The organism is Salmonella sp. SSDFZ54 (assembly GCF_004010735.1).
In the GTDB taxonomy this organism is placed as follows: domain Bacteria; phylum Pseudomonadota; class Gammaproteobacteria; order Enterobacterales; family Enterobacteriaceae; genus Salmonella; species Salmonella enterica.
The window spans coordinates 4,586,414-4,613,131 of record NZ_CP034819.1 but is presented as its reverse complement, the minus strand read 5'-3'; the positions used below and the strand labels follow the sequence as shown (position 1 = coordinate 4,613,131).

The following is a 26,718-nucleotide window of genomic DNA, read 5'->3' as shown; positions in this document are numbered from 1 at the left end:
TGTTCAGTCGTGTCGCGAAGGACGTATTAATGATTATCGGATGGCGGCTATGAGCAGACGCCGCCATCCGGTATGGCTATTGATGAAGCATTAGCGAACGTTCGCGCAAGTCAAACAGAACGCATAACGGTTTTGCGGATCGTTAAATGCCGCCAGTTTATCCCCCTCGGCCTTCACCGTGTTGGCGGCGGAAACGAGCGGCGCCGGGAGCATCGCCTGAATGGCCTCCGGCAGCATGGCGCGTACTGATCCGGTCATACTGTCCATGACCATATCAAGGACCGTCGGTTCGTCCTGATAGTAATCAAGATGCCACTGTTTCAGTTTCGCCAGCTCCGCCGCTTTGGCGACGGCGTCGTCAAAGTCGCCGAGACTGTCCACCAGACCATTGGCTTTCGCGTCTTCTCCGGTCCAGACATGGCCTTGTGCGATTTTATCAATCTGCTCCGGCGTACGCTTACGCGCGTCTGCCACCAGCGTGATAAAGCGTTTGTAGCCGTACTCAATACTGAGTTGCATCATCTGCTGCACTTCCGGTGACAGCGCTTTGGTCATCGAAATATCCGCCAGCGGCGAGGTGGAAACGCCGTCGCTGTGTACGCCAATCGACGACAGGCTGTTTTCTACCGTATTGATGACGCCGAAGATGCCAATTGAACCCGTCAGCGTGCTGGGGCTGGCCACGATATAGTTTGCCGGCGTAGAGATCCAGTAACCGCCGGAGGCCGCCATACCGCCCATTGAGACCACCACCGGTTTGCCAGCCGCTCTTGCTGCCGCCAGTTCGGCGCGGATAACTTCGGAGGCGTTGACGCTCCCGCCTGGGCTATTGACGCGCAGCACAATCGCTTTCACTTTAGGATCAAGGCGTGCGTCGCGGATCTGCGATGCCGTAGTGTCGCCGCCGACATTCCCTGGCGTTTCTTCGCCATCCATAATCGCGCCATTGGCGAAAATAACCGCAATAGTACCGCCGGTATCCGCAGGCGTTTTCAGCGAATAATCGTAATAGCTGATCGCGCGATAGTTATTTTCGGTTTTGCTCCAGCCAAACTGCTTCGTCAGCGCTTTTTCAACATCTGCGCTGGAGGCGAGGGCGTCCACCAGTTTATGGTCGAGCGCATATTTGGCGGTGTCGCCGCCCACGCTGGTTAACCCGTCGATAATAGCCTGCGCGCCGGGGAAGAGTTGTTGCGGCGAAATCTGGCGATTGGCGGAAACGGTATGCAGGTAGTTCTGCCACAGTTCGCCTATCCAGCGGCTGTCGGCCTCGCGGGCGGCGGGCGACATATCGTCGCGGATAAACGGCTCGACGGCGGATTTATAGGTGCCGACCCGGAAAACGTGGGTAGAGACCTTCAGTTTATCCAGCAGCGTTTTGTAGTACAGGCCATTCGTAGCGAAGCCGTGAAGATCTACCTGACCCTGTGGGGAAAGCCAAATTTTATTGGCGAAACTGGCGAGGTAATACTGACCCTGGCTGTAGTTTTCACCCACGGCGAAAACCGGTTTGCCGCTGTCGCGGAATTCGCGCAGGGCTTTACCGATATAGCGCATTGACGGCTGATCGGCGCCGGTGAAGTTTTTCAGATCCAGAACGATACCCGTGATGTTACGGTCATCTTTCGCCTGACGAATAGCGTTGACGATGTCAAACAGGGAGTTTTCCTGCAGACGGTCGGAGCTGGCGCCAAATAACTGGCGTCCCAGCGCGCCCAGACGGTGATTGGTGGAGGGTTTATCCACAATGACGCCGGAAATATCCAGCAGCAAAGCGCCGCGCGCCGTTTGCTCACTGTTGCTGCCGTTACCGATCTGCATCCAGATCCCAACGCCCACCAGAACCAAAAAAATAAAGAACAGGTTGAGTACCATTTCACGGACGAGGTTCAACACTCGCCACGTCCATTTAAAAAATCCGGCAATAAATCGCCACAGGGTTCGCATGTATTCTCCCTATCTGAGTAACAACGCTTATACCTTGGTGAGGATAAAGCATTAAGATGTGGCTATCGTAATGACCCATCAGGCAGTTGTCAGCAGGAATCACTGCCTGCGCTGTAACAAAATCCGCTCCCGTGTTAATTTTGTGAATAAATATCATTGCTGGAGTTAATCAAATGGATGCACTAGAACTGCTGGTCAACCGTCGTAGCGCCTCTCGTCTCGCAGAACCGGCGCCTGTCGGCGAGCAATTACAGAACATTCTGCGGGCGGGAATGCGTGTTCCCGATCATAAATCTCTACAGCCGTGGCGTTTTTTTGTGATTGAAGGAGAGGGGCGCGACCGCTTCAGCGCCGTGCTTGAACAAGGCGCTGTCGCTGCCGGGGGCGATGAGAAAGCGATCGAAAAAGCGCGTAATGCGCCGTTTCGCGCGCCGCTGATCATTACCGTGGTGGCGAAATGCGAAGAAAACCATAAGGTTCCAGTGTGGGAGCAGGAGATGTCTGCCGGATGCGCGGTGATGGCGATGCAAATGGCGGCGATTGCGCAAGGGTTTAATGGTATCTGGCGTAGCGGCGCATTAACGGAGAGCGCTATCGTGCGGGAAGCCTTTGAGTGCCGCCCGCAGGATAAAATTGTTGGTTTTCTCTATCTCGGCACGCCGCAGCTCAAAGCGTCAACGACGATCAGTACCCCCGACCCCACGCCGTTTGTGCGTTATTTCTGACGCTGAGGGATAAAACTGTCTGGATTCTGAGCAAAGGCGCGGTAATTCAGACAGTGATACTTACCACATCAGGGAATGAGCGCTACCATAGCGCGAATGCAATGACAGGAGATGTCCATGAGCGAGCAAGCCATTCGTTTAACGCAATACAGCCACGGCGCTGGTTGCGGTTGTAAAATTTCCCCTAAAGTGCTGGAGACTATCCTGCATAGCGAGCAGGCGAAGTTCGTCGACCCGAACCTGCTGGTGGGTAATGAAACCCGCGATGATGCGGCGGTTTACGATCTGGGTAATGGCACCAGTATTATCAGCACCACCGACTTCTTTATGCCGATAGTCGACAACCCGTTTGATTTTGGCCGCATTGCGGCAACAAACGCCATCAGCGATATTTTTGCGATGGGCGGCAAACCGATTATGGCGATCGCGATCCTTGGCTGGCCGATTAATACCCTGTCGCCCGATATTGCGCGTGAAGTGACCGAGGGGGGGCGTTTTGCCTGCCGTCAGGCCGGTATCGCGCTGGCGGGCGGACACTCTATTGACGCCCCGGAGCCGATCTTTGGTCTCGCGGTCACAGGCGTAGTGCCGACCGAACGGGTGAAGAAAAACAGTACCGCGCAGGCGGGATGCAAACTCTTTCTGACCAAACCGTTGGGGATTGGCGTGTTGACCACCGCCGAGAAAAAATCGCTGCTTAAGCCTGAACATCAGGGGCTGGCGACGGAAGTCATGTGTCGGATGAACATTGCTGGCGCGGCGTTTGCCAATATCGACGGCGTAAAAGCTATGACTGACGTTACCGGTTTTGGCCTGCTGGGGCACCTGAGCGAGATGTGCCAGGGCGCAGGCGTGCAGGCGCTGCTTTGCTATCAGGACATCCCTAAACTGCCGGGCGTGGAAGAGTATATTGCTCTGGGCGCCGTACCGGGCGGCACAGAGCGCAACTTCGCCAGCTATGGTCATCTGATGGGCGACATGTCGCGTGAAGTTCGTAGCCTGCTGTGCGATCCGCAAACGTCAGGCGGTCTGTTGTTGGCGGTAACGCCGGACGCCGAAGACGATGTTAAAGCCACCGCGGCGGAATTTGGTATCGATCTGACCGCGATTGGCGAACTGGTCGAGGCCCGCGGCGGTCGCGCTATGGTTGAGATTCGTTAACCTGATGCGGTTGTTTATTGCCGAAAAACCGAGTCTGGGGCGCGCCATTGCGGATGTGCTGCCAAAACCGCACCGTAAAGGCGATGGTTTTATTGAGTGCGGAAACGGGCAGGTCGTCACCTGGTGTATTGGTCATTTGCTGGAACAGGCGCAGCCGGATGCGTATGACAGCCGTTATGCGCGCTGGAATCTGGCTGACCTGCCTATCGTGCCGGAAAAATGGCAGCTTCAGCCTCGTCCTTCCGTCACCAAACAGCTCAATGTGATTAAGCGCTTTTTGCATCAAGCCGGTGAAATTATTCACGCCGGCGACCCGGATCGCGAAGGGCAGCTTCTGGTTGATGAAGTGCTGGATTATCTCCAGCTTCCTGCCGAAAAGCGCCAGCAGGTGCGGCGTTGTCTGATAAACGACCTTAACCCGCAGGCGGTCGAGCGTGCTATCGACAGGCTTCGGGCGAACAGCGACTTCGTGCCGCTGTGCGTCTCGGCGCTGGCGCGAGCGCGAGCGGACTGGCTGTATGGCATTAATATGACCCGCGCTTACACGATCCTGGGCCGTAATGCCGGCTATCAGGGCGTGTTATCCGTGGGACGCGTGCAGACGCCGGTACTGGGGCTGGTGGTGCGGCGAGACGAAGAGATTGAGAACTTCGTCGCCAAAGACTTCTTTGAAGTAAAGGCGCACATCGTTACGCCTGCCGAGGAGCGTTTTACCGCTATCTGGCAGCCGAGCGAGGCGTGCGAACCTTATCAGGATGAAGAGGGGCGCTTGCTGCATCGTCCGCTGGCGGAGCATGTAGTGAACCGAATCAACGGTCAGCCCGCGCTGGTAACCAGTTATAATGATAAACGGGAATCAGAATCCGCGCCGCTGCCGTTTTCGCTCTCGGCGCTACAGATTGAAGCCGCCAAACGCTTTGGCCTGAGCGCGCAAAACGTGCTTGATATTTGTCAGAAGCTATATGAAACCCACAAACTGATTACCTATCCGCGTTCCGACTGCCGTTATCTGCCGGAAGAACACTTTGCCGGACGGCAGGCGGTCATGAACGCGATTAGCGTCCACGCCCCGGATTTACTGCCGCAGTCTGTGGTTAATCCTGATACGCGCAATCGCTGCTGGGATGACAAAAAAGTGGATGCGCACCACGCGATTATCCCGACGGCGCGCAGTTCTTCTGTCCATCTGACGGAAAACGAAGCGAAAGTGTACACCCTGATTGCGCGTCAGTATCTGATGCAGTTCTGCCCGGACGCGGTGTTTCGTAAATGCGTTATTGAACTGGAAATCGCCAAAGGGAAATTTGTCGCCAAAGCGCGTTTTCTGGCGGAGGCCGGTTGGCGGACGTTATTGGGCAGTAAAGAGCGCGACGAGGAAAACGACGGTACGCCGCTGCCGGTTGTCGCCAAAGGTGATGAGTTGCTGTGTGAAAAGGGGGAAGTGGTCGAGCGTCAAACCCAGCCGCCGCGTCATTTCACCGATGCGACATTGCTTTCCGCGATGACCGGAATTGCCCGCTTCGTGCAGGATAAAGATCTGAAAAAGATCCTGCGCGCGACCGATGGGCTGGGGACGGAAGCCACGCGCGCCGGGATTATCGAGCTGCTGTTCAAACGTAGCTTTCTGACCAAAAAAGGGCGCTACATTCATTCTACCGATGCTGGCAAAGCGTTAATACATTCGCTGCCGGAAATGGCGGCCCGTCCAGATATGACCGCGCACTGGGAATCTGTTTTGACGCAAATCAGCGAAAAGCAGTGCCGTTACCAGGATTTTATGCAACCGCTGGTCGGCACGTTATATCAGCTGATCGATCAGGCTAAGCGCACGCCGGTGAAGCGCTTCAGAGGGATAGTCGCGCCAGGCGGCGGAGAAAAGAAAAAGAGCGCGCCGCGTAAGCGAGCGGGCAAAAAAATCCCGCCTGCTGAGGAGACAGGCCGTCAGACCGAATAAGCGTAAAGCTATCTGGCCTGACGACGGGATTAAATGACGCCCTGCGCCAGCATGGCGTCGGCGACTTTCACGAAACCGGCGATGTTGGCGCCCTGAACGTAGTTGGTATGCTTATTGTCGCCGCCGTACTCGACACAGGCGTGGTGGATGTCCAGCATAATGTGATGCAGACGGGCGTCCACTTTCTCGGCTTTCCAGCTCAACCGCGCGGCGTTCTGCGCCATTTCCAGCCCCGATGTCGCCACGCCGCCCGCGTTGGCGGCTTTACCCGGCGCAAACAGTACGCCCGCTTCAAGGAAGAGATCGGTCGCTTCAATCGTGGTTGGCATATTTGCCCCTTCCGCCACGGCTTTTACGCCATTGGCAATCAGTACGCGCGCGGCGTCAACGTCCAGTTCGTTCTGCGTCGCGCATGGCAGGGCGATATCCACCGGTACGCTCCAGGGCTGCTGGCCTTCCAGATAGGTTAAGCCAAACTCACGGGCGTAGTCAGCGACGCGACCGTCACGGCTGGCTTTAATTTCACACAGACGCGCCAGCTTCTCTGGCGTGAAGCCACTTTCATCGACCACCGTCCCGCTCGAATCCGACGCGGTAACCACGCGCGCGCCAAAGGCCATCGCTTTCTCAATGGCGTATTGCGCTACGTTGCCGGAGCCGGACACGGCGACGCGCATCCCTTCGAAACCGAGACCATGACGTTTAAGCATCGCTTCGGTGAAGTAGACCAGGCCATAGCCCGTCGCCTCCGGACGAATCAGGCTGCCGCCGAAGGAAAGGCCTTTGCCGGTGAAGACGCAGGCGCTGTTATTGGAAAGCTTGCGCATCATTCCCGCCATAAAGCCCACTTCGCGCCCGCCCACGCCGATATCCCCGGCAGGCACGTCGGTATCCGGCCCTAAATGGCGATACAGTTCAGTCATCAGCGCCTGGCAGAAACGCATCACTTCGCCTTCGCTTTTCCCTTTCGGATCGAAATCGCTGCCGCCTTTACCGCCGCCCATCGGCAACGTGGTGAGGGCATTTTTAAAGGTTTGCTCAAAGCCGAGGAACTTAAGGATGGAAAGGTTTACCGAAGGATGGAAGCGCATACCGCCTTTATAGGGGCCGATAGCAGAGTTGAACTGCACGCGCCAGGCGCGATTTACCTGCACCTGGTTTTTGTCGTCCAGCCACACTACGCGAAACTGAATTACGCGCTCTGGTTCAACCAAACGTTCCAGTAAAGACATGTGGCGGTAACGGGGGTTTTGTTCAAGAAACGGCCACAGGGTGGTCATGACTTCACGGACGGCTTGCGCGAACTCGGTTTGATGCGGGTCGCGCTTTTGTACATGGTTGAGGAACGATTCCAGAGAACATGTCTGATCCATAGATATAAAAACCTCTTATATATTAATGTGGTTGTATTTGCGTTTTATCAGAATATGTATTTGCAGTTTTCGACTATACCATCAGCAATGTGACGGTAAGCAAGAAAAAAATGACGCTGCTAAGTAAATTCATAACGGGGCGAGGGTCATAACTAAAAGCGATGACAAAAGAAGATTAAAGTTTTCACGGCGGCTTACCGTTATACTGAGAATATACTTAGAAAAATAAGGAAATCCTATGTGCCGAAGCCTCGTGGTCGCCGTGATGGCGATAATGCCAATGGTCGGGCTGGCAAACCAGAACAGTCGTCCTGATATTCAGGTGAATGTCCCGCCGGAAGTTTTCAGCACGCGCGGTCAGTCGTCCCAGCCCTGCATTCAGTGCTGCGTTTACCAGGATCAGAATTACTCCGAAGGCGCGGTAATAAAAGTGGAAGGCGTCTTGCTCCAGTGCCAGCGTGACGAAAAAATCATCAGCACGAATCCGTTAGTCTGGCGTCGCGTAAAGCCATAAACGCCTGCAATAGCGGAATATCCGCCGGGGCGAGGGGGTACTCCAGCGCCTCTTCCGGCGTACACCAGGCTAATGCCTGATGTTCCAGCGCACGTATCAGACCGTTAAACGCAGGCACATGCCAGGCGTGCAAATGAATTCGTCGGCCAGACACGTCGCGTTGATGGCTGGCGATATAGACGCCGGGCGTGGCGTCAATCCCTAACTCTTCGCGTAGCTCGCGGATAAGCGCCTGCGGCTGGGTTTCGCCGGGTTCGACTTTACCGCCGGCAAACTCCCATAAACCGGCTTGATCCGCATGAGCTGGGCGCTGGGCCAGCAGAATTTTGCCGTCGCGTTCAATGATGGCGGCAACAACATCGAGTTTTTTTATCATTGTCGTTAAGGTCGTTATTCCTGCCGGGAAGCGTCGCGCTATCCCGGCCTTACGGTTAATCAGAAAGCGGAATCAAACACGAAACGTCGCCCAGACCGGCGCATGGTCGGAGGGTTTTTCCATACTGCGAATGTCGTAGTCTATACCGGTTTCTGCGCAACGTTCCGCCAGCGGAGCGCTTGCCAGCAAGAGATCGATGCGCAGTCCGCGATTATCCACGAAACCTTTTGAGCGGTAATCAAACCACGAAAATTTATCCATCGTTTGCGGATTCGCCTCACGGAACGTGTCCACTAATCCCCACTTCAGTAACCGTGACATCCATTCACGCTCCTCCGGCAGGAAGGAGCATTTACCGGTACGCAGCCAGCGTTTGCGGTTCTCTTCGCCGATGCCAATATCCAGGTCGGTCGGGCTGATATTCATGTCGCCCATAATTAATACCGGATTATCACACTTGAGTTCCGTTTCAAGATAGTTTTGCAAGTTCTGGTAAAACTGCGCTTTCGCGGGGAACTTCAACGGATGATCCCGGCTTTCCCCCTGCGGGAAATAGCCGTTAATGACGGTGATATTACCCAGCGGTGAGGGGATTTCCGCCATGATAATGCGGCGTTGCGCCTCTTCGCCATCATCCGGGAAACCGCGTCTGACGGAAATGGGCGTGGCTTTTGTTAGCAGCGCGACGCCGTAATGGCCCTTTTGTCCATGATAGAAAACGTTATAGCCCAGCTTCGCGACCTCTTCGAGCGGGAACATTTCGTCGTGGACTTTTGTCTCCTGTAGACCGATCACATCGGGCTGGTGTTTTTCGACAATCGCTTCAAGCTGATGGGGACGGGCGCGCAGGCCGTTGATATTAAAAGAGACAAATTTCATAGTCACTGCCACTTTGCAAGGTGAATCGTGTTGGGATGGTAACAGAAATTTTACCGGGTGACTGCCACTCATCGTCAGATTCGGCCAATGGAAGCGTATGGTGTTTTCTATAGCGCGAAAATGGCACGGTTTGCGTGCAGATGCGCCAGAACGGGGCGGTAATTTCCAGTAAATTTCGTATAAGATCACAATTCCAGAATTATATTTGGCAACTGAATAATATTTCGCTTTTTCCTCTTTTTAGCCACCGATTATGCGGAAATATTCACTTTTCATGCAGTAAAAGTGAATATCGCTACGCTGTAACCCATTGATTTACCGTTTATCACTTCTGTTTATGCAATGTTAACGCTGGCTGGCACGAATGCTGCAATCTACATTTACAGCGCAAACACTCACATTAATTAACATATAGATAACTTTATTTTTACCAAAAGAGGTCGCTATGTCTCTGTCAGTTACGCGCGAAAACTTTGATGAATGGATGGTGCCAGTATACATTCCCGCGCCTTTTATTCCTGTACGCGGAGAAGGCTCACGCCTGTGGGATCAGCAGGGGAAAGAGTACATTGATTTTGCTGGCGGGATCGCGGTCAACGCCTTGGGACATGCGCATCCGGCGCTGCGCGAGGCGTTAAATGAACAGGCGAATCGCTTCTGGCATACCGGGAACGGTTACACCAATGAACCGGCGCTGCGACTGGCGAAAAAACTGATCGACGCGACCTTCGCCGAACGCGTTTTCTTTTGTAATTCAGGCGCTGAAGCAAATGAAGCAGCATTAAAACTGGCGCGCAAATATGCCCACGATCGTGTCGGCAATCATAAAAGCGGCATTGTGGCCTTTAAAAACGCGTTCCATGGCCGCACGCTCTTTACCGTCAGCGCTGGCGGTCAACCCACCTATTCACAGGACTTTGCGCCGCTGCCGCCGGATATTCGTCATGCAGCCTATAACGATCTGAACTCCGCCAGCGCGCTCATTGATGACAATACCTGCGCCGTGATCGTAGAGCCTGTGCAGGGCGAGGGCGGCGTGATCCCCGCCACGAAAGCTTTTTTGCAGGGGCTGCGTGAATTGTGCGACCGGCATCAGGCGTTACTGATTTTTGATGAGGTGCAGACGGGCGTCGGACGTACCGGCGAACTGTATGCATATATGCATTATGGCGTTACGCCCGATATCCTGACGACCGCTAAAGCGCTGGGCGGCGGCTTCCCGATCGGCGCGATGCTGACCACGCAAGACTATGCCAGCGTCATGACGCCAGGCACGCATGGCACCACCTACGGCGGTAATCCGCTGGCGACGGCAGTTGCCGGAAAAGTACTGGATATCATCAATACGCCGGAGATGCAAAACGGCGTTAGACAGCGCCACGATGCGTTTATTGAACGTCTAAATACCATTAATGTACGTTTTGGCATGTTCAGTGAAATTCGCGGGCTGGGGCTACTGCTTGGCTGTGTGCTACAGACGGAGTTTGCCGGAAAAGCCAAACTCATCGCCCAGGAAGCGGCAAAAGCAGGCGTGATGGTGCTCATCGCCGGCGGCGACGTGGTGCGTTTTGCGCCAGCGTTAAATGTGAGCGACGAGGAGATAGCCACCGGGCTTGATCGTTTTGCCCTGGCGTGCGAACGCCTTCAGACGGGAGGCGCATCATGCGGGTGATTCGTCCTGTCGAACATGCGGATATCGCCGCGCTGATGCAGCTTGCAGGCAAAACGGGCGGCGGCTTAACCTCGCTACCGGCAAATGAAGCGACGCTGGCGGCCCGCATTGAACGCGCGCTAAAAACCTGGTCCGGCGAGCTGCCAAAAGGCGAACAAGGGTATGTATTCGTTCTCGAGGACAGTGAAACGGGTGAGGTCGGCGGGATCTGCGCCATTGAGGTCGCGGTCGGTCTTAACGACCCCTGGTATAACTATCGTGTCGGTACGCTGGTTCATGCTTCCAAAGAGCTGAATGTATATAACGCGTTGCCAACATTATTCCTGAGTAATGATCATACCGGCAGCAGTGAGCTTTGCACGCTGTTTCTCGATCCCGAATGGCGTAAAGAGGGTAACGGCTACCTGTTGTCAAAATCGCGCTTTATGTTTATGGCCGCGTTTCGCGATAAATTCAATGAGAAAGTGGTGGCGGAAATGCGCGGCGTCATTGACGAGCACGGTTATTCTCCCTTCTGGCAAAGTCTCGGCAAACGCTTTTTTTCTATGGATTTCAGCCGGGCGGATTTTTTATGCGGTACCGGGCAAAAAGCGTTTATCGCCGAGCTGATGCCCAAACATCCTATTTATACCCACTTCTTATCTGAAGAGGCACAGGCCGTGATTGGCGAAGTCCACCCGCAAACGGCGCCAGCCCGCGCGGTGCTGGAAAAGGAAGGCTTTCGCTATCGCCACTATATCGACATCTTCGACGGTGGGCCGACGCTGGAGTGTGATATTGACCGCGTGCGGGCTATTCGTAAAAGCCGACTGGTGGAAGTCGCGGAAGGGCAACCCGCGCCTGGCGACTATCCGGCATGTATGGTCGCCAATGAAAACTATCACCACTTTCGGGCCGCGCTGGTGCGTGCCGATCCGCAGACTTCACGACTTGTACTTACCGCCGCGCAGTTGGATGCGCTGAAATGTCGCGCGGGCGACCACGTTCGGCTGGTACGCCTTTGCGCTGAGGAGAAAACCGTATGACGCTATGGATAAACGGCGACTGGATAACCGGTCAGGGCGAACGCCGCCGCAAAACGAATCCGGTGAGCGCGGAGATACTTTGGCAGGGGAATGACGCTAATGCGGCACAGGTCGCCGAGGCCTGTCAGGCGGCGCGCGCGGCGTTTCCTCGTTGGGCCAGAGAGCCTTTTGCGGTACGACAGGCTATCGTAGAGAAATTTGCCGCCCTGCTGGAGGCGCATAAAGCCGATCTCACGGAGGTCATCGCACGTGAAACCGGTAAACCGCGCTGGGAGGCGGCAACGGAAGTGACGGCGATGATCAATAAGATTGCCATCTCGATTAAGGCTTACCACGCCAGAACAGGCGAACAAAAAAGCGAACTTGTCGATGGCGCCGCGACGTTGCGCCATCGTCCTCACGGTGTGCTGGCGGTATTCGGCCCTTATAACTTTCCCGGCCATTTACCGAATGGCCATATTGTGCCCGCGTTGCTGGCAGGCAATACGCTGATCTTCAAACCTAGCGAGCTAACGCCATGGACCGGGGAAACGGTAATAAAACTCTGGGAACGGGCCGGGCTACCGGCAGGCGTTCTTAATCTGGTGCAGGGCGGCCGGGAGACCGGACAAGCGCTGAGTTCGCTCGACGATCTCGACGGACTGCTGTTTACCGGCAGCGCCAGTACCGGATATCAGCTTCATCGCCAGCTATCCGGCCAGCCGGAAAAAATCCTGGCCCTTGAAATGGGCGGAAACAATCCGCTCATTATTGAGGATGTGGCAAATATAGATGCGGCGGTACATCTGACGCTGCAATCGGCGTTTATTACCGCCGGACAGCGCTGTACCTGCGCGCGACGCCTTCTGGTAAAACAGGGTGCGCAGGGAGATGCATTTCTGGCGCGGCTGGTTGACGTCGCCGGACGTCTGCAGCCCGGCAGATGGGACGACGATCCGCAGCCGTTTATCGGCGGACTGATTTCAGCGCAGGCGGCACAGCATGTGATGGAGGCCTGGCGTCAACGAGAGGCATTAGGCGGTCGCACGCTACTGGCGCCGCGGAAGGTCAAAGAGGGAACCTCTCTGCTGACGCCTGGCATCATTGAGCTGACGGGCGTCGCGGATGTGCCGGATGAAGAGGTGTTTGGTCCGCTGCTGAACGTCTGGCGTTATGCGCATTTCGATGAGGCGATTCGTCTGGCGAATAATACCCGTTTTGGTCTGTCGTGTGGGCTGGTGTCGACGGATCGCGCGCAGTTCGAACAGCTCTTGCTGGAGGCGCGGGCAGGGATCGTTAACTGGAATAAACCGCTCACCGGGGCAGCGAGTACTGCGCCGTTTGGTGGTATCGGCGCGTCTGGCAACCATCGGCCCAGCGCCTGGTATGCCGCCGATTATTGCGCCTGGCCGATGGCCAGTCTGGAATCTCCCGAACTGACGTTGCCTGCGACATTAAGCCCCGGTCTCGACTTTTCTCGCAGGGAGGCGGTATGACGGCGCATGAAGTTAATTTTGACGGGCTGGTGGGGCTTACGCACCATTATGCCGGGCTATCCTTCGGCAATGAGGCATCGACCCGCCACCGTTTTCAGGTGTCGAATCCTCGTCTGGCGGTAAAGCAGGGGCTGCTAAAGATGAAAGCTTTGGCGGATGCCGGCTTTCCCCAGGCGGTGATCCCGCCGCATGAGCGGCCTTTTATTCCGGCGTTGCGTCAGCTCGGCTTCACGGGTAGCGATGAGCAGATTCTGGATAAGGTTGCGCGTCAGGCGCCACGCTGGCTTTCCAGCGTGAGTTCCGCGTCGCCAATGTGGGTTGCGAATGCGGCGACGGTTTGCCCATCGGCAGACGCGCTGGACGGGAAAGTTCACCTGACGGTGGCGAATTTAAACAATAAATTTCATCGCGCTCTTGAGGCGCCTGTTACCGAAGCGCTGCTACGCGCCATATTTCGCGATGAAAGTCAGTTTTCAGTGCATAGCGCGTTACCGCAGGTCGCATTATTGGGAGATGAAGGCGCGGCGAATCATAACCGTCTTGGCGGCGAGTATGGTTCGGCAGGCGTGCAGCTTTTTGTCTATGGGCGCGAAGAGGAGAATGAAATACGACCCGCTCGTTATCCGGCGCGCCAGAGCCGCGAAGCCAGCGAGGCCGTGGCGCGTCTTAATCAGGTGAATCCGCAACAGGTTATCTTCGCTCAGCAGAACCCGGAGGTCATCGATCAAGGCGTATTCCATAATGATGTCATCGCCGTTTCGAATCGACAGGTATTGTTTTGTCACGAAGCGGCGTTTGCCCGGCAGAAAGTGCTCATTAATCAGTTGCGTACGCGCGTTGACGGTTTTATGGCGATAGAGGTGCCCGCCGGAGAGGTTTCTGTATCAGATGCTGTGGCGACCTACCTGTTTAATAGTCAGTTGTTAAGCCGTGACGACGGCTCAATGCTGTTAGTGTTGCCGCGGGAATGTCAGGACCATGCCGGCGTCTGGCGCTATCTGAATAAGCTGGTGGCGGAGGATAATCCCATCAGCGCGATGCAGGTGTTTGATTTGCGAGAAAGTATGGCCAACGGTGGCGGCCCGGCCTGTCTGCGATTACGCGTGGTGTTAACAGAAGAAGAACGACGGGCGGTGAATCCAGCGGTAATGATGAATGACGCTCTGTTTACGGCCCTTAACGCGTGGGCGGATCGTTATTATCGCGATCGCCTGACCGCTGCCGATCTGGCCGATCCGTTATTATTGCGAGAAGGCCGGGAGGCGCTGGATGTGTTAACGCGTCTGCTGGATTTGGGGTCGGTTTATCCTTTCCAGCAAACGGGGGCGGCTGATGGATAACTTTCTGGCGTTGACGCTAAGTGGCACGACACCACGGGTGACGCAGGGGAAGAGCGCGGGTTTTCGCTGGCGCTGGTTAGGTCATGGTCTGCTTGAACTCACGCCCGATGCGCCGGTCGACCGCGCGTTAATTCTTTCTGCGGGGATACACGGCAATGAAACCGCGCCGGTAGAGATGCTGGATAAGCTGCTGTCGGCGCTGTTTTCAGGCAGCTTGACGTTAACGTGGCGAGTGTTGGTGGTACTCGGCAATCCGCAGGCGCTGGCGGCGGGAATACGCTATTGTCACAGCGATATGAACCGTATGTTTGGCGGGCGTTGGCAGTCCTTTGCCGAAAGCGATGAAACGCGGCGGGCGCGTGAGCTGGAGCTCAGTCTGGAGACCTTCTTTTCATCTGGCCATGCGCGGGTACGCTGGCATCTGGATCTGCATACCGCCATTCGTGGCTCGCATCATTTGCGTTTTGCGTATTGCCGCAGCGCGACCGCCCGTGGGAGACAGATTTTCTGGCGTGGCTGGGCGCGGCAGGACTAGAGGCGTTGGTATTTCATCAGGCGCCCGGCGGTACGTTTACGCACTTTAGCTCTGAACATTTCGGCGCGCTTTCCTGTACGCTGGAGTTGGGAAAGGCGTTGCCGTTTAGGCAAAACGATCTGACGCAGTTCAACGTAACCTCGCAGGCGTTGTCGGCGTTGCTGAGCGGTGTCGAAACGTCAACCTCGTTTTCGCCGCCGCTACGCTATCGGGTGGTGTCGCAAATCACGCGTCACAGCGACAAGTTCGCGCTTTATATGGATGCGCAAACGCTGAATTTTACTGCCTTTGCGAAGGGAACGTTGCTGGCCGAGGAGGGGGATAAGCGCGTGACGGTGACGCATGACGTTGAATATGTTCTCTTTCCTAATCCCTCTGTCGCCTGCGGATTGCGGGCTGGATTAATGCTGGAAAGACTGCCCTGATAAATGTCCCTGTAAGCTCACGTTAGGATTACAGGGATGATTTGGGACACAGTTTCATGCTATTACGGATTATTCCTGGAGAATTGCTTTATTAATAAGCGTTGCTGCGTTATAGTTCTGCATAATTTCTGCTATATCATGCTGTTGTATATTTCTCTTTCAACTCTGCGCAATTTATTCTTTTTTTCTTCACAATTGGCGAAAAAGTGTTTTTTATACTTTCATTGTTTTACCGTTGTTATGACTAATTGACGCTAAGACGGTTAAAGTTAATCACGACAACACGGCGCTGTTTTAAATATGCCGTAAAAATAACTGAAAGGAAGGATGGAAATATGCGTAAACTGACTGCTCTATTTGTTGCCTCTACCCTGGCGATGGGTGCTGCGAATCTCGCTCATGCCGCTGAGACTACCACCGCCGCGCCAGCGGATGCGAAGCCAATGATGCAGCATAAAGGTAAATTTGGCCCACATCACGATATGATGTTTAAAAACCTGAACCTGACAGACGCACAGAAGCAACAAATTCGCGACATTATGAAAGCGCAGCGCGAGCAAATGAAACGTCCGCTGCTGGAAGAGCGTCGCGCCATGCATGATATTATCGCCAGCGATACCTTCGATAAAGCCAAAGCCGAAGCGCAAATTACGAAAATGGAAGCGCAGCGCAAGGCCAATATGCTGGCGCATATGGAAACCCAGAATAAAATTTATAACGTTCTGACACCGGAGCAGAAAAAGCAATATAACGCTAATTTTGAGAAGCGTCTGACAGAACGCCCGGCGCAAGAAGGTAAAATGCCTGCTGCGGCAGAATAACTTTCCGCATAATTTAAGACCGCCGGTCTTGTCGACAACACAATCGTTGAGGTGGACAGGATCGGCGGTTTTCTTTATGACTGGCGACAGTCGGTGTGCAGTTCAATGATCTCATATTGACCTGACATTAGTGGCTTACAGAGAATTTTATAGCCATCCTGATCAAAGCCCGCAGGGGTGCGCACCAGGGTGGCGGCCTCATCCAGCGAGGGTACCGCCCCCAACCATAACCAGTTGTTGATAATGTGGAACTGGGTCATTTGTGGGCGGCTCTCTTTTAACGCGATAGCGCCTTTCCAGGGCCAGCAAACCACACGTAACCGTTCCAGTGAGGCCTGCAGACGAAGAAAATGCGCCTGCGGGGTTTCTTGCCCACAGCACGCGCCAGCGCAGCGCTTCAGAGCGAAACGAAAACAGGCGCGCCCACGGCTTACCGGTTCAAGCCCCAGCAGGCCATAACACAATTTTTGTTCATCGGCGAGGTTCTGTAAGCTTTGCAGCGCTGCCCGACGGTTGGCGAAGAGCCCAAACAGGTTCGGCTCATGGGAAAAATCGACGCTGCGGGCGGAAACGACCTCAATCTTTTGTTCGCTCAACTGTAGAGAGCAAAGCTGGCGATTACGACGTAACCGCTTGTTAAACAGCGGCTGTTGTTCTTTGATCAGTCGCGCCTCCAGCAGCAACGCGCCCATTTCCCCAGCGGTGCAGATCCAGCTTATCCGCCGCGCCTGTCGCAGCATAGCGGCCTCGTCAGGCGTTCGCAGATGTGAGAGCACCCGGCTGCGAATATTTACGCTTTTACCGATATAAAGCGGCAGCGTCTCGCTTTCGCTATGAAATATATAGACGCCCGGTAAGGCTGGCGCTTCGCTGAGGAAAGGACGTAAATGTTCTGGATATTCGTAAATGGCCGCCGCTTCAAACTCAAGGCGGGGGGCTGATTGACGCCGTACCACAGTGATCTCCGTTAACTGGTTATTCATCCAGTATAACAGCGGATGGGTGATTAAAAAAGAGGCTGGGAAGAGAGGAGGCCGGATAGACGAGCGATATCCGGCACAACAGTAGAAGTACGCTTACTTTTTCCAAAAGTCGTCGAATACCGTAATCGGCAAACGGCGCTTATGTTCAGTTTTTACATACCAGCCTTCGATAGTTTTAGCGATGGCGGAGTCCAGCGTTTTGCCTTCCAGGTAATCGTCAATATTGTCATACGTTACGCCCAGCGCGGCTTCATCAGGCAGTGAAGGGCGGTCGTCTTCCAAATCGGCGGTGGGGACTTTTTTATACAGATGCTCAGGACAGCCCAGCGCTGCGAGAAGCTGTTTGCCCTGGCGTTTGTTAAGGCGATGAAGCGGGTTAATATCGGTACCGCCATCGCCATATTTGGTGAAGAACCCGGTTATCGCTTCCGCCGCATGGTCGGTGCCCACCACGACGCCGTGAGTCATACCGGCGATGCTATATTGCGCTTTCATTCGCTCACGCGCTTTTTCATTGCCGCGAACAAAATCGCTCAGCTCAATTCCCGCTTCGCGCAGCGCCTGTTCGCTGGCGAGGACGGCGCCTTTAATATTGACGGTGAGTACTCTGTCCGGCTGAATAAAAGCGATGGCGTCCTGGCAATCCTGTTCATCGGCCTGCACGCCATAAGGCAGACGAACGGCGATAAACTGCAGCGCATTATCACCAGTCTCTTCCCGCAATTCGGCGATAGCCATCTGGCTGAGTTTCCCGGCCAGCGTCGAATCCTGCCCGCCGCTGATGCCTAACACCAGCGATTTCAAAAAGGGATAGGTTTTCAGGTACGCTTTAAGAAAATCCACGCTGCGGCGAATTTCTTCTTCAGGGTTGATATGCGGTTTCGCGCCAAGCGCCTGGATTATCTCTTGCTGCAGAGTCATTTAACCCCCTTCGACATTAAAAAAATGAATCTTTACCCTGTTAAAGCTAACCCTTCGCCGCTGAAACGACAAGGTTTGGCGGGCTAAGCGGTGTTTAAAACAACATATCGCTGCGTTAGAGAATTTTCCGAAAGACTTTTTGTGGCGAGGCGCGGCTTGAAAAATGTTCTGATGTATTCCAGGCTTACATAACACGCTGATAAACAAGAGGACGGAAAATGAACAAGAACGTAGCAGGAATTTTAAGCGCAGCGGCGGTAATGACTATGCTGGCAGGCTGTACGGCGTATGATCGTACAAAAGACCAATTTGTTGAGCCTGTCGTTAAAGATGTTAAAAAAGGAATGAGCAGGGCGCAAGTTGCGCAGATTGCGGGCAAACCGTCATCTGAAGTGAGCATGATTCATGCGCGCGGTACCTGTCAGACCTACATCCTGGGTCAACGTGATGGTAAAGCGGAAACCTACTTTGTTGCGCTGGATGATACCGGGCACGTGATTAACTCCGGCTACCAGACCTGTGCGGAGTACGACACTGACCCACAGGCGCCGAAGCAGTAACAACTGTACATTGCCTGAACATTCAAGGAAACCGGCCTGCGAGCCGGTTTTTTTGTGCCTGCCATAACCTTATTTATTATCGCGAATTATTTGCCCGAAATGTGAGGGGGGTCATAACGCCAGGTCAATGAGAGACAATTTAGTGGGTCAAGGAAATACCATCCGGCGGTCCGATCCCGTATACTCATTTCAGCCACCTAAAAAAGTAAATCCGGTTACGCAAGTCGCCCAGAGTATGGATGCAGGTTGAGGCTTGCGGCGTATCTGGTTGACAGATAATCGCACATGAGGAAGGTTTTTATGGAAAAGAAACACATTTATCTGTTTTGTTCTGCGGGCATGTCAACGTCGTTACTGGTATCAAAAATGCGCGCTCAGGCTGAAAAATATGAAGTGCCGGTGATTATTGAAGCATTCCCTGAAACCCTGGCCGGTGAAAAAGGCCCGGCAGCGGACGTCGTGTTATTAGGCCCGCAAATTGCTTATATGCTCCCCGAAATTCAGCGTTTATTACCCGGTAAACCGGTAGAAGTCATTGATTCAATGTTGTACGGCAAGGTAGATGGCTTAGGCGTGCTTAAAGCTGCGGTAGCGGCAATTAAAAAAGCCGCCGCGAATTAATTATTTTTTAATTTTTCCCGTCAAAGAGTTATTTCATACACTAACCGCAATATTTTATTGCGGTATTTAAGGGTATTTTTCTATGAGTAACGTTATTGCTTCACTTGAAAAGGTACTCCTTCCTTTTGCTGTAAAAATAGGAAAGCAGCCACACGTTAATGCAATCAAGAACGGCTTTATTCGTTTAATGCCATTAACCCTTGCGGGGGCGATGTTTGTATTAATTAATAACGTTTTCCTGAGCTTTGGGGAGGGGTCGTTTTTTTATTCCATGGGCATTCGGCTTGATGCCTCAACCATTGAAACACTTAATGGATTGAAAGGCATCGGCGGGAACGTCTATAACGGCACATTGGGCATTATGTCGCTCATGGCGCCATTTTTTATCGGCATGGCGCTGGCGGAAGAGCGCAAGGTTGATGCGCTGGCCGCCGGACTGCTCTCCGTGGCGGCATTTATGACCGTAACGCCGTATAGTGTCGGCGAGGCCTATGCCGTAGGCGCTAACTGGCTGGGCGGCGCGAATATTATCTCCGGTATTATTATTGGCCTGGTGGTCGCGGAGATGTTTACATTTATTGTCCGGCGCAACTGGGTGATTAAGCTACCGGACAGCGTACCGGCTTCGGTGTCTCGTTCATTCTCAGCATTAATTCCCGGCTTTATTATTCTCTCTATTATGGGGATTATTGCCTGGGCGCTGTCTAATTACGGTTCTAACTTCCATCAGATTATTATGGACACTATCTCTACGCCGCTGGCATCGCTGGGTAGCGTGGTAGGGTGGGCATATGTCATTTTTGTACCGCTGCTGTGGTTCTTTGGTATTCATGGTTCGCTGGCGCTGACCGCGCTGGATAGCGGCATCATGACGCCCTGGGCGCTGGAAAACATCTCTATTTACCAGCAGTATGGCTCCGTCGATGCGGCGCTGGAAGCCGGTAAAACGTTCCATATCTGGGCGAAACCGATGCTGGATTCTTATATCTTCCTCGGTGGCAGCGGCGCAACGCTGGGTCTGATCATCGCTATCTTCCTGGCATCCCGTCGCGCGGACTATCGCCAGGTGGCAAAACTGGCGCTGCCGTCAGGTATCTTCCAGATTAACGAACCCATCCTGTTTGGCCTGCCGATTATTATGAACCCGGTGATGTTTATCCCCTTCATTCTGGTTCAGCCGATTCTGGCGGCGATTACGCTGGTGGCTTACTATTTGGGTATTATTCCGCCGATTACCAATATTGCGCCGTGGACCATGCCAACCGGGCTGGGGGCGTTCTTTAACACCAACGGCAGTGTCGCCGCGTTGCTGGTTGCGCTATTTAACCTGGCGGTCGCTACCCTGATTTATCTCCCCTTCGTGGTGGTGGCTAACAAAGCGCAGAACGCCATCGAGCAGGAAGAAAGCGAAGAAGATATCGCTAACGCACTGAAATTCTAAACTCCGCGTCGGCATGGGATGCCATGCCGGGCTGAATCAGAGGAAAGACTATGTTTGATCTTGAAAATGTTGTAGATAACCAGACAGCGGCTGAGGAACTCGAAGAAGTCGTTATGGGGCTTATCATCAATTCTGGTCAGGCGCGCAGCCTGGCATATGGCGCGCTCAGAAAAGCGAAAGAAGGCGATTTTGAGGCGGCGAAAGCGATGATGGACCAGTCGCGCATAGCGCTCAATGAAGCGCATCTTGTGCAGACAAAACTCATCGAAGGCGATCAGGGCGAAGGCAAAATGAAAGTCAGTCTGGTCCTGGTTCACGCTCAGGATCATTTGATGACATCAATGCTGGCTCGTGAACTGATCGCCGAGTTGATTGAGCTCCATGAGAAACTGAAATAACAGGGGGCGGATGATGCAGCTACAGGTTAACGCAACGGAAATCAAAACGGTTTATGAGCAGCAGCTCTTCAATGGCAAAAATTTCCATGTGTTTATCTATAACAAGACGGAAAGCGTCACCGGGCTGCATCAGCACGACTACTATGAATTTACCCTGGTATTAACCGGACGTTATTACCAGGAGATCAACGGGAAGCGTGTGCTGCTGGAACGTGGAGATTTTGTTTTTATCCCGGTGGGGTCGAATCACCAAAGTTTCTATGAGTTTGGCGCAACGCGTATTCTGAACGTAGGAATTAGTAAACGTTTTTTTGAACAGCATTATCTTCCGTTACTGCCGTTTTGTTTTGTGGCATCGCAGGTATACAGGGCGAATAGCACCTTCCTTACCTATATTGAAACGGTGATTGCGTCGTTGAATTTTCGCGGCAATGGGCTCGACGAATTTATCGAAGTGGTGACATTTTATATTATAAACCGCTTACGTCATTACCGCGAAGAGCAGGTTTATGATGATATTCCACAATGGCTGAAAGCAACCGTGGAGATAATGCATGATAAAACGCAGTTTGGCGAACATGCGCTGGAAAATATGGTGCGCCTGTCGGCAAAATCCCAGGAGTATCTGACGCGCGCCACCCGACGTTATTACAGCAAAACGCCGATGCAAATCATTAATGAGATTCGCATTAATTTTGCCAAGAAACAGTTGGAAATGACCAACTATTCGGTTACGGATATTGCTTATGAAGCCGGGTATAGTAGTCCAAGTCTGTTTATTAAAACGTTTAAGAAGATGACCTCATTTACGCCGAATAGTTATCGGAAACGATTGACGGAAATTAATGAGTAACGGTTTGCATTGCTCGATTAATTACATTTCACGCTTGCCCCAATAGCGCGGGGAACGTCACGCTATTTCTTACGAGCGGGCATAGCGTAATACATATCAGTGTCATACACTGAAGGGAGATATTATGAGCCAGAAATTAAAAGTCGTCACTATTGGTGGCGGGAGCAGCTACACCCCTGAATTACTTGAAGGCTTTATTAAACGCTACCATGAGTTACCTGTCACCGAATTATGGCTGGTTGACGTTGAAGACGGGAAAGAGAAGCTGGGCATTATTTATGATCTCTGCCAGCGAATGATTGATAAAGCAGGCGTTCCGCTAAAATTGTATAAAACGCTGGATCGCCGGGAAGCGCTGAAAGACGCTAATTTTGTTACTACCCAGCTACGCGTTGGTCAACTCAAAGCCCGTGAGCTGGACGAGCGTATCCCGCTTAGCCACGGCTATCTGGGGCAAGAAACCAACGGCGCTGGCGGTTTATTTAAAGGGTTGCGTACCATTCCGGTTATTTTTGACATCATTAAAGATGTTGAAGAATTATGTCCGAATGCGTGGGTCATTAACTTTACTAACCCGGCGGGGATGGTGACGGAAGCGGTTTATCGCCATACCAACTTTAAAAAATTCATCGGCGTATGTAATATTCCTGTCGGCATGAAAATGTTTATTCATGACGTGCTGGCGCTGAATGAGAATGACGATCTTTCCATTGACCTGTTTGGTCTAAACCATATGGTCTTTATTAAAGATGTGCTGGTGAATGGCACCTCACGGTTCGCAGAATTACTGGATGGCGTGGCGTCCGGTCAGTTGAAAGCGTCAACCGTAAAAAATATCTTTGATCTGCCGTTTAGTGAAGGATTGATTCGCTCGCTGAACATGCTGCCGTGCTCTTATTTGTTGTATTACTTCAAGCAAAAAGAGATGCTGGCGATTGAAATGGGCGAATATTACAAAGGCGGCGCGCGCGCTCAGGTCGTACAGAAAGTGGAGAAACAACTCTTCGACTTGTACAAAAATCCTGAGCTAAACGTGAAGCCGAAAGAGCTTGAGCAACGCGGCGGCGCTTATTATTCCGATGCCGCTTGTGAAGTCATTAACGCTATTTATAATGACAAGCAGACTGAGCATTACGTTAATATTCCACATCATGGGCATGTCGAGAATATCCCGGCGGACTGGGCGGTGGAAATGACCTGCATTCTGGGACGCAATGGCGCGACGCCGCACCCGCGTATCACCCGTTTTGACGAAAAAGTGCTGGGGCTTATCCACACGATTAAAGGATTTGAGGTCGCGGCCAGCAATGCGGCGCTGAGCGGAAACTTTAATGATGTGCTGCTGGCGCTTAACCTGAGTCCGCTGGTGCATTCCGACCGCGACGCAGAAGTCCTGGCGCGTGAGCTCATTCTGGCGCATGAAAAATGGCTGCCTAATTTTGCCGCTTGCATCGAAGCGCTGAAAGGTAAGCACCACTGACAGAGGTAGGCTATGGAACGCGTGTTGATTGTGAATGCCGATGATTTTGGCCTGAGTAAAGGGCAAAATTACGGCATTGTTGAAGCATATCGCAACGGCGTTGTGACCTCCACGACGGCGCTGGTCAATGGCGAGGCTATTGACCATGCGGCGCAGCTTAGCCGCGAGCTGCCTGCGCTTGGGGTGGGAATGCATTTTGTTTTGACGTTAGGCAAACCGGTGTCAGAGATGCCGGGCCTGACGCGAGACGGCCTGTTGGGGAAATGGATCTGGCAAATGGCGGAGGAGGATACGCTTCCGCTGGATGAAATTGCGCATGAACTGGCGTGTCAGTATCAGCGTTTCATCGACGTATTTGGCCGCGAGCCAACGCATCTCGACAGCCACCATCATGTGCATATGTTCCCGCAAATTTTCCCCATCGTCGCCCGTTTTGCGGCGCAGCGCGGGATTGCGTTACGTATTGACCGCCAGACGGTGTTGAACGCCGACGATCTGCCGTCGGATTTGCGCAGCACTCAAGGATTTAGCAGTGAATTTTACGGCGAGGAGATCACCGAAGCGTGCTTTTTACGCATTCTGGATGCCTCGACGCATCGAGGAGAAACCTCTCTGGAGGTGATGTGTCATCCGGCGTTTGTGGACAACATTATTCGCCAGAGCGCCTATTGTTACCCCCGCTTAACTGAACTGGAGGTATTGACGTCTGCGTCACTCAAGGCAGCGATTGCGGAACGTGGATATCGTCCTGGCAGTTTTCTTGATATTTAGCTCCTGAGTTTGCGGCGCAAGAATGCGCCGCATTTTTTGCCGTTTATGCAGGAATCGCGTTAATTTTCCCCGCACGCGACCAGACACGGTGTGCCGCCATCAGCGTCAGCAGAGTGTCCATAAAGTGGTGGTCAACGTTATCGGCCTCAACAAGTCCTTCTTCCCCCTGGCTATCAATGTTTAAAAGCGCCTTAAACCGTCGGGCGTCGCCTGCCAGTGCGATGGGCTTCAGATGTTTGTAGGCTTCCAGAAGGTAGTAGCGGGCATCGCCGCAGCTCTCGATATCGGCAATATTGCCGCACGGTACTATTACTGCATCGACCGTTAGCGACGGCGCGCCGGCAAAGGTTGCCGCAATAGTTAATGTTGAACCGTCATCAGCCGTTACTTCACCCATCCGTGAATAGAGCAGTTTTGCGTGGACGCCTTTGGCTTTTAAAGCCTGCAAAATGGTCAACAGCTCGGCGGCGTTAACCTTGTCGTTCAGCAGAATAGCGACCACTCGGCCTTTAACATCGCCGTCCGGCACCGCATACAGGCTGAGCGCCGGATCTTTTTTCAGACCGTTGACATCAGGAGGCGGGGCAATTTGCGTTTGCTCATGGGTGAGTGCAAAACCGAGATTATGCGCGACGCCCTGAGCCAGCGTGACATCAATATGCGCTAACTGATCGACCACCCGCTCCCGAATATACGCGCGGGCGACTTTACTCAGTTCAAAGCTGAACGCCTCAATAATATGCTGCTGCTCTATCGGCGTCTGACTGAGCCAGAACAGGCGAGGATGCGCGTAATATTCGCCGAAAGAGGGGCTGCGTTCGCGGATTTTATTGCCATCCACGCGTTCCTGGTATGATTCGAAGCCGCCGCGTTTTGGCGCTGGCGGCGTTTCGCGCGGCCAGTTGTCATTAATGGAGTTCGGTTCATAGTTCGCCGGATTGGTGTCGATATCCATCCGGTGCATACCGTCACGCTGGAAGTTATGGTAGGGGCAGGTAGGGCGGTTAATCGGAATTTCGTGGAAGTTTGGCCCGCCCAGACGGCTGATTTGCGTGTCGGTATAAGAGAACAGACGCCCCTGTAACAGCGGATCGTTGGTAAAATCAATGCCGGGAACAATATGTCCTGGATGAAATGCCGCCTGTTCGTTTTCAGCGAAAAAGTTATCCGGATTACGGTTTAACACCATTTTGCCGACGCGTTGTACTGGCACCAACTCTTCCGGAATCAGTTTGGTCGGATCGAGCAGATCAAAATCGAATTTAAATTCATCCTCTTCGGCAATGAGTTGTAGGCCCAGCTCGTATTCCGGGAAATCGCCCGCTTCGATGGCCTCCCACAGATCCCGGCGGTGAAAATCCGGATCGCGACCGGTCAGTTTTTGTGACTCATCCCATACCAGCGAGGCTTTACCTGCCAACGGTTTCCAGTGGAAACGGACAAAGGTCGCTTTCCCTTGTGCATTGATCAGACGGAAGGTGTGAATGCCGAACCCTTCCATCGTCCGATAACTCCGTGGAATACCGCGATCCGACATTGCCCACATGACGTTGTGCAGCGTCTCAGGCTGTAAGGAAACATAGTCCCAGAAGGTGTCGTGCGCGCTCTGTCCTTGCGGAATAGCCCAATGTGGTTCGGGCTTAACGGCGTGCACAAAATCCGGAAACTTATGTGCATCCTGGATAAAAAAGATCGGCGTGTTATTACCGACGAGATCGAAAATTCCCTCTTCGGTATAAAATTTGGTCGCAAAACCGCGGATATCACGTACGGTATCAGCAGACCCCGCGCCGCCCTGTACTGTCGAAAAGCGAACAAAGACCGGGGTAATTTTCTGTGGATCGCACAGAAACGCGGCTTTCGTGATGTCGCTCAGGTCTTTATATGGCTGAAAATAGCCGTGCGCTGCTGATCCGCGGGCGTGAACGAGCCTCTCCGGGATACGCTCATGGTCAAAGTGGGTAATTTTCTCGCGCAGGATAAAATCTTCCAACAGCGTAGGGCCACGGCTGCCGGCGCGAAGAGAATTTTGATCGTCGGCGATGCGCACACCCTGATTGGTGGTCAGCGCATAATTTTCGCTGCCTTTACGAAAGGTGTCGAGGGCGGTGAGCTTATCATTCGCGGTCTCGGGCGCTTTTAAGCTGCCGGGGGCCGTTGGTTGCGCGCCCGGCGGCGTCGGTTCTGGCGTGGGGCGATGTGAACCGTCTGACGGCGCCAGGGAGTCCAGGCCGGGCTGTGATTCACGGGTATCATGCACGGGGGACTGATGGGGGGATTTCTCATTATGCGACATTGAACTCGTCTCCTGCTTTCATCACTGAAATGGGCGTGGTAGTAGTCAAAATCACTCTAACTATAGAACATTTCAGCAATTATGCCGGGGGAGAGCGGAACGGCAGACAAGGCTCAATAGGGAAATCGCACGCGCGGAACAGGACGTCGGGGGCGAAGATCGGCTAAAATAG

The 26,718-nt window shown here is 53.4% G+C and carries 23 protein-coding genes and 1 pseudogene; 17 read left to right on the top strand and 7 right to left on the bottom strand.

What is annotated here, in order from left to right; genetic code table 11:
* Positions 1-90: 90 nt before the first annotated feature.
* Entirely contained in the window at positions 91-1,947 is a 1,857-nt protein-coding gene (sppA, locus tag EOS97_RS22940) for a signal peptide peptidase SppA (protein WP_001259884.1), read from the bottom strand.
* Between the two features lie 173 nt (positions 1,948-2,120).
* Between sppA and EOS97_RS22935 the strand changes: the two genes are divergently transcribed.
* From EOS97_RS22935 to topB, 3 genes are all read left to right on the top strand, one after another.
* Complete coding sequence (locus EOS97_RS22935) at positions 2,121-2,672, top strand: NAD(P)H nitroreductase (RefSeq protein ID WP_000339313.1); 552 nt, start codon at positions 2,121-2,123, stop codon at positions 2,670-2,672.
* 117 nt (positions 2,673-2,789) lie between these two features.
* Positions 2,790-3,833 carry a selenide, water dikinase SelD gene (gene selD, locus EOS97_RS22930; RefSeq protein ID WP_001294888.1) on the top strand — a complete coding sequence of 348 codons (1,044 nt, stop codon included), beginning with the start codon at positions 2,790-2,792 and terminating at the stop codon, positions 3,831-3,833.
* A gap of 4 nt (positions 3,834-3,837) precedes the next feature.
* Positions 3,838-5,787: a DNA topoisomerase III gene (topB, locus tag EOS97_RS22925; protein ID WP_001235877.1), complete on the top strand. Its 1,950-nt coding sequence runs from the start codon at positions 3,838-3,840 to the stop codon at positions 5,785-5,787.
* A 29-nt stretch (positions 5,788-5,816) separates the two neighbouring features.
* On the opposite strand, the gene gdhA is transcribed toward topB, so the two are convergent.
* Positions 5,817-7,160, bottom strand: a complete 1,344-nt coding sequence (gene gdhA, locus EOS97_RS22920) for an NADP-specific glutamate dehydrogenase (protein WP_000372865.1) — start codon at positions 7,158-7,160, stop codon at positions 5,817-5,819.
* Positions 7,161-7,398: 238 nt separating this feature from the next.
* Between gdhA and EOS97_RS22915 the strand changes: the two genes are divergently transcribed.
* Positions 7,399-7,674 carry a YnjH family protein gene (locus tag EOS97_RS22915; RefSeq protein WP_000336846.1) on the top strand — a complete coding sequence of 92 codons (276 nt, stop codon included), beginning with the start codon at positions 7,399-7,401 and terminating at the stop codon, positions 7,672-7,674.
* Here EOS97_RS22915 and EOS97_RS22910 read toward each other — a convergent pair.
* Positions 7,634-8,050 (bottom strand): pyrimidine (deoxy)nucleoside triphosphate diphosphatase, encoded by a 417-nt coding sequence (locus EOS97_RS22910; protein ID WP_000592136.1) that lies wholly within the window; start codon positions 8,048-8,050, stop codon positions 7,634-7,636. The two genes, EOS97_RS22915 and EOS97_RS22910, sit on opposite strands and share 41 nt — an antisense overlap.
* Before the next feature lie 72 nt (positions 8,051-8,122).
* The gene (gene xthA, locus EOS97_RS22905) at positions 8,123-8,929 is read right to left on the bottom strand and encodes an exodeoxyribonuclease III (RefSeq protein WP_000673951.1); all 807 of its coding nucleotides are present in this window, start codon (positions 8,927-8,929) and stop codon (positions 8,123-8,125) included.
* 445 nt (positions 8,930-9,374) lie between these two features.
* On the opposite strand from xthA, the gene EOS97_RS22900 reads away from it, so the two are divergent.
* From EOS97_RS22900 to spy, 6 genes and pseudogenes are all read left to right on the top strand, one after another.
* Entirely contained in the window at positions 9,375-10,601 is a 1,227-nt protein-coding gene (locus EOS97_RS22900) for an aspartate aminotransferase family protein (RefSeq protein WP_000059488.1), read from the top strand.
* Positions 10,592-11,626 carry an arginine N-succinyltransferase gene (gene astA / locus EOS97_RS22895; RefSeq protein ID WP_001263890.1) on the top strand — a complete coding sequence of 345 codons (1,035 nt, stop codon included), beginning with the start codon at positions 10,592-10,594 and terminating at the stop codon, positions 11,624-11,626. Before EOS97_RS22900 ends, astA begins: the two co-directional genes overlap by 10 nt.
* Positions 11,623-13,101 (top strand): succinylglutamate-semialdehyde dehydrogenase, encoded by a 1,479-nt coding sequence (gene astD / locus EOS97_RS22890; protein ID WP_127836206.1) that lies wholly within the window; start codon positions 11,623-11,625, stop codon positions 13,099-13,101. The genes astA and astD overlap by 4 nt, the downstream gene beginning before the upstream one ends.
* The gene (gene astB / locus EOS97_RS22885) at positions 13,098-14,441 is read left to right on the top strand and encodes an N-succinylarginine dihydrolase (RefSeq protein ID WP_000123947.1); all 1,344 of its coding nucleotides are present in this window, start codon (positions 13,098-13,100) and stop codon (positions 14,439-14,441) included. The genes astD and astB overlap by 4 nt, the downstream gene beginning before the upstream one ends.
* A pseudogene (gene astE / locus EOS97_RS22880) lies at positions 14,434-15,401 on the top strand (succinylglutamate desuccinylase). Before astB ends, astE begins: the two are co-directional and overlap by 8 nt.
* A gap of 335 nt (positions 15,402-15,736) precedes the next feature.
* A complete protein-coding gene (spy, locus tag EOS97_RS22875; protein WP_001228998.1) occupies positions 15,737-16,222 on the top strand; it encodes an ATP-independent periplasmic protein-refolding chaperone Spy in 486 nt (161 codons plus the stop codon).
* Positions 16,223-16,296: 74 nt separating this feature from the next.
* Here spy and cho read toward each other — a convergent pair whose 3' ends face one another.
* Both cho and nadE read right to left on the bottom strand, forming a co-directional pair.
* Entirely contained in the window at positions 16,297-17,178 is an 882-nt protein-coding gene (cho, locus tag EOS97_RS22870; protein WP_001805139.1) for an excinuclease Cho, read from the bottom strand.
* Positions 17,179-17,298: 120 nt separating this feature from the next.
* On the bottom strand, positions 17,299-18,126 hold the full coding sequence (gene nadE / locus EOS97_RS22865) for an ammonia-dependent NAD(+) synthetase (RefSeq protein ID WP_000174982.1): 828 nt from the start codon (positions 18,124-18,126) through the stop codon (positions 17,299-17,301).
* A gap of 218 nt (positions 18,127-18,344) precedes the next feature.
* Here nadE and osmE point away from each other — a divergent pair, with 218 nt between their 5' ends.
* From osmE to chbG, 7 genes are all read left to right on the top strand, one after another.
* The gene (gene osmE / locus EOS97_RS22860) at positions 18,345-18,686 is read left to right on the top strand and encodes an osmotically-inducible lipoprotein OsmE (RefSeq protein WP_001039301.1); all 342 of its coding nucleotides are present in this window, start codon (positions 18,345-18,347) and stop codon (positions 18,684-18,686) included.
* Between the two features lie 300 nt (positions 18,687-18,986).
* On the top strand, positions 18,987-19,307 hold the full coding sequence (chbB, locus tag EOS97_RS22850; RefSeq protein WP_000412161.1) for a PTS N,N'-diacetylchitobiose transporter subunit IIB: 321 nt from the start codon (positions 18,987-18,989) through the stop codon (positions 19,305-19,307).
* Between the two features lie 82 nt (positions 19,308-19,389).
* Complete coding sequence (gene chbC / locus EOS97_RS22845) at positions 19,390-20,748, top strand: PTS N,N'-diacetylchitobiose transporter subunit IIC (RefSeq protein WP_000073063.1); 1,359 nt, start codon at positions 19,390-19,392, stop codon at positions 20,746-20,748.
* 50 nt (positions 20,749-20,798) lie between these two features.
* On the top strand, positions 20,799-21,146 hold the full coding sequence (chbA, locus tag EOS97_RS22840) for a PTS N,N'-diacetylchitobiose transporter subunit IIA (RefSeq protein WP_000459883.1): 348 nt from the start codon (positions 20,799-20,801) through the stop codon (positions 21,144-21,146).
* Positions 21,147-21,156: 10 nt separating this feature from the next.
* Positions 21,157-21,999: a transcriptional regulator ChbR gene (gene chbR / locus EOS97_RS22835; RefSeq protein WP_000983393.1), complete on the top strand. Its 843-nt coding sequence runs from the start codon at positions 21,157-21,159 to the stop codon at positions 21,997-21,999.
* Positions 22,000-22,123: 124 nt separating this feature from the next.
* Positions 22,124-23,479, top strand: a complete 1,356-nt coding sequence (locus EOS97_RS22830) for a 6-phospho-beta-glucosidase (RefSeq protein ID WP_000078778.1) — start codon at positions 22,124-22,126, stop codon at positions 23,477-23,479.
* 12 nt (positions 23,480-23,491) lie between these two features.
* Complete coding sequence (gene chbG, locus EOS97_RS22825) at positions 23,492-24,250, top strand: chitin disaccharide deacetylase (RefSeq protein ID WP_000442735.1); 759 nt, start codon at positions 23,492-23,494, stop codon at positions 24,248-24,250.
* A gap of 43 nt (positions 24,251-24,293) precedes the next feature.
* Here the strand turns inward: chbG and katE are convergent, their stop codons facing one another.
* Entirely contained in the window at positions 24,294-26,546 is a 2,253-nt protein-coding gene (gene katE, locus EOS97_RS22820; protein ID WP_000019116.1) for a catalase HPII, read from the bottom strand.
* Between the last annotated feature and the right edge of the window lie 172 nt (positions 26,547-26,718).

Bases quoted from the DNA above. Each gene is read 5' to 3' on its own strand.
- EOS97_RS22910 (WP_000592136.1), bottom strand. From the start codon at position 8,050: ATGATAAAAAAACTCGATGTTGTTGCCGCCATCATTGAACGCGACGGC.
- topB (WP_001235877.1), top strand. From the start codon at position 3,838: ATGCGGTTGTTTATTGCCGAAAAACCGAGTCTGGGGCGCGCCATTGCG.
- nadE (WP_000174982.1), bottom strand. From the start codon at position 18,126: ATGACTCTGCAGCAAGAGATAATCCAGGCGCTTGGCGCGAAACCGCAT.
- chbR (WP_000983393.1), top strand. From the start codon at position 21,157: ATGATGCAGCTACAGGTTAACGCAACGGAAATCAAAACGGTTTATGAG.
- astD (WP_127836206.1), top strand. From the start codon at position 11,623: ATGACGCTATGGATAAACGGCGACTGGATAACCGGTCAGGGCGAACGC.
- spy (WP_001228998.1), top strand. From the start codon at position 15,737: ATGCGTAAACTGACTGCTCTATTTGTTGCCTCTACCCTGGCGATGGGT.
- chbB (WP_000412161.1), top strand. From the start codon at position 18,987: ATGGAAAAGAAACACATTTATCTGTTTTGTTCTGCGGGCATGTCAACG.
- astB (WP_000123947.1), top strand. From the start codon at position 13,098: ATGACGGCGCATGAAGTTAATTTTGACGGGCTGGTGGGGCTTACGCAC.
- gdhA (WP_000372865.1), bottom strand. From the start codon at position 7,160: ATGGATCAGACATGTTCTCTGGAATCGTTCCTCAACCATGTACAAAAG.
- chbG (WP_000442735.1), top strand. From the start codon at position 23,492: ATGGAACGCGTGTTGATTGTGAATGCCGATGATTTTGGCCTGAGTAAA.
- osmE (WP_001039301.1), top strand. From the start codon at position 18,345: ATGAACAAGAACGTAGCAGGAATTTTAAGCGCAGCGGCGGTAATGACT.
- EOS97_RS22900 (WP_000059488.1), top strand. From the start codon at position 9,375: ATGTCTCTGTCAGTTACGCGCGAAAACTTTGATGAATGGATGGTGCCA.
- EOS97_RS22935 (WP_000339313.1), top strand. From the start codon at position 2,121: ATGGATGCACTAGAACTGCTGGTCAACCGTCGTAGCGCCTCTCGTCTC.
- katE (WP_000019116.1), bottom strand. From the start codon at position 26,546: ATGTCGCATAATGAGAAATCCCCCCATCAGTCCCCCGTGCATGATACC.
- EOS97_RS22830 (WP_000078778.1), top strand. From the start codon at position 22,124: ATGAGCCAGAAATTAAAAGTCGTCACTATTGGTGGCGGGAGCAGCTAC.
- selD (WP_001294888.1), top strand. From the start codon at position 2,790: ATGAGCGAGCAAGCCATTCGTTTAACGCAATACAGCCACGGCGCTGGT.
- sppA (WP_001259884.1), bottom strand. From the start codon at position 1,947: ATGCGAACCCTGTGGCGATTTATTGCCGGATTTTTTAAATGGACGTGG.
- chbC (WP_000073063.1), top strand. From the start codon at position 19,390: ATGAGTAACGTTATTGCTTCACTTGAAAAGGTACTCCTTCCTTTTGCT.
- astA (WP_001263890.1), top strand. From the start codon at position 10,592: ATGCGGGTGATTCGTCCTGTCGAACATGCGGATATCGCCGCGCTGATG.
- xthA (WP_000673951.1), bottom strand. From the start codon at position 8,929: ATGAAATTTGTCTCTTTTAATATCAACGGCCTGCGCGCCCGTCCCCAT.
- EOS97_RS22915 (WP_000336846.1), top strand. From the start codon at position 7,399: ATGTGCCGAAGCCTCGTGGTCGCCGTGATGGCGATAATGCCAATGGTC.
- chbA (WP_000459883.1), top strand. From the start codon at position 20,799: ATGTTTGATCTTGAAAATGTTGTAGATAACCAGACAGCGGCTGAGGAA.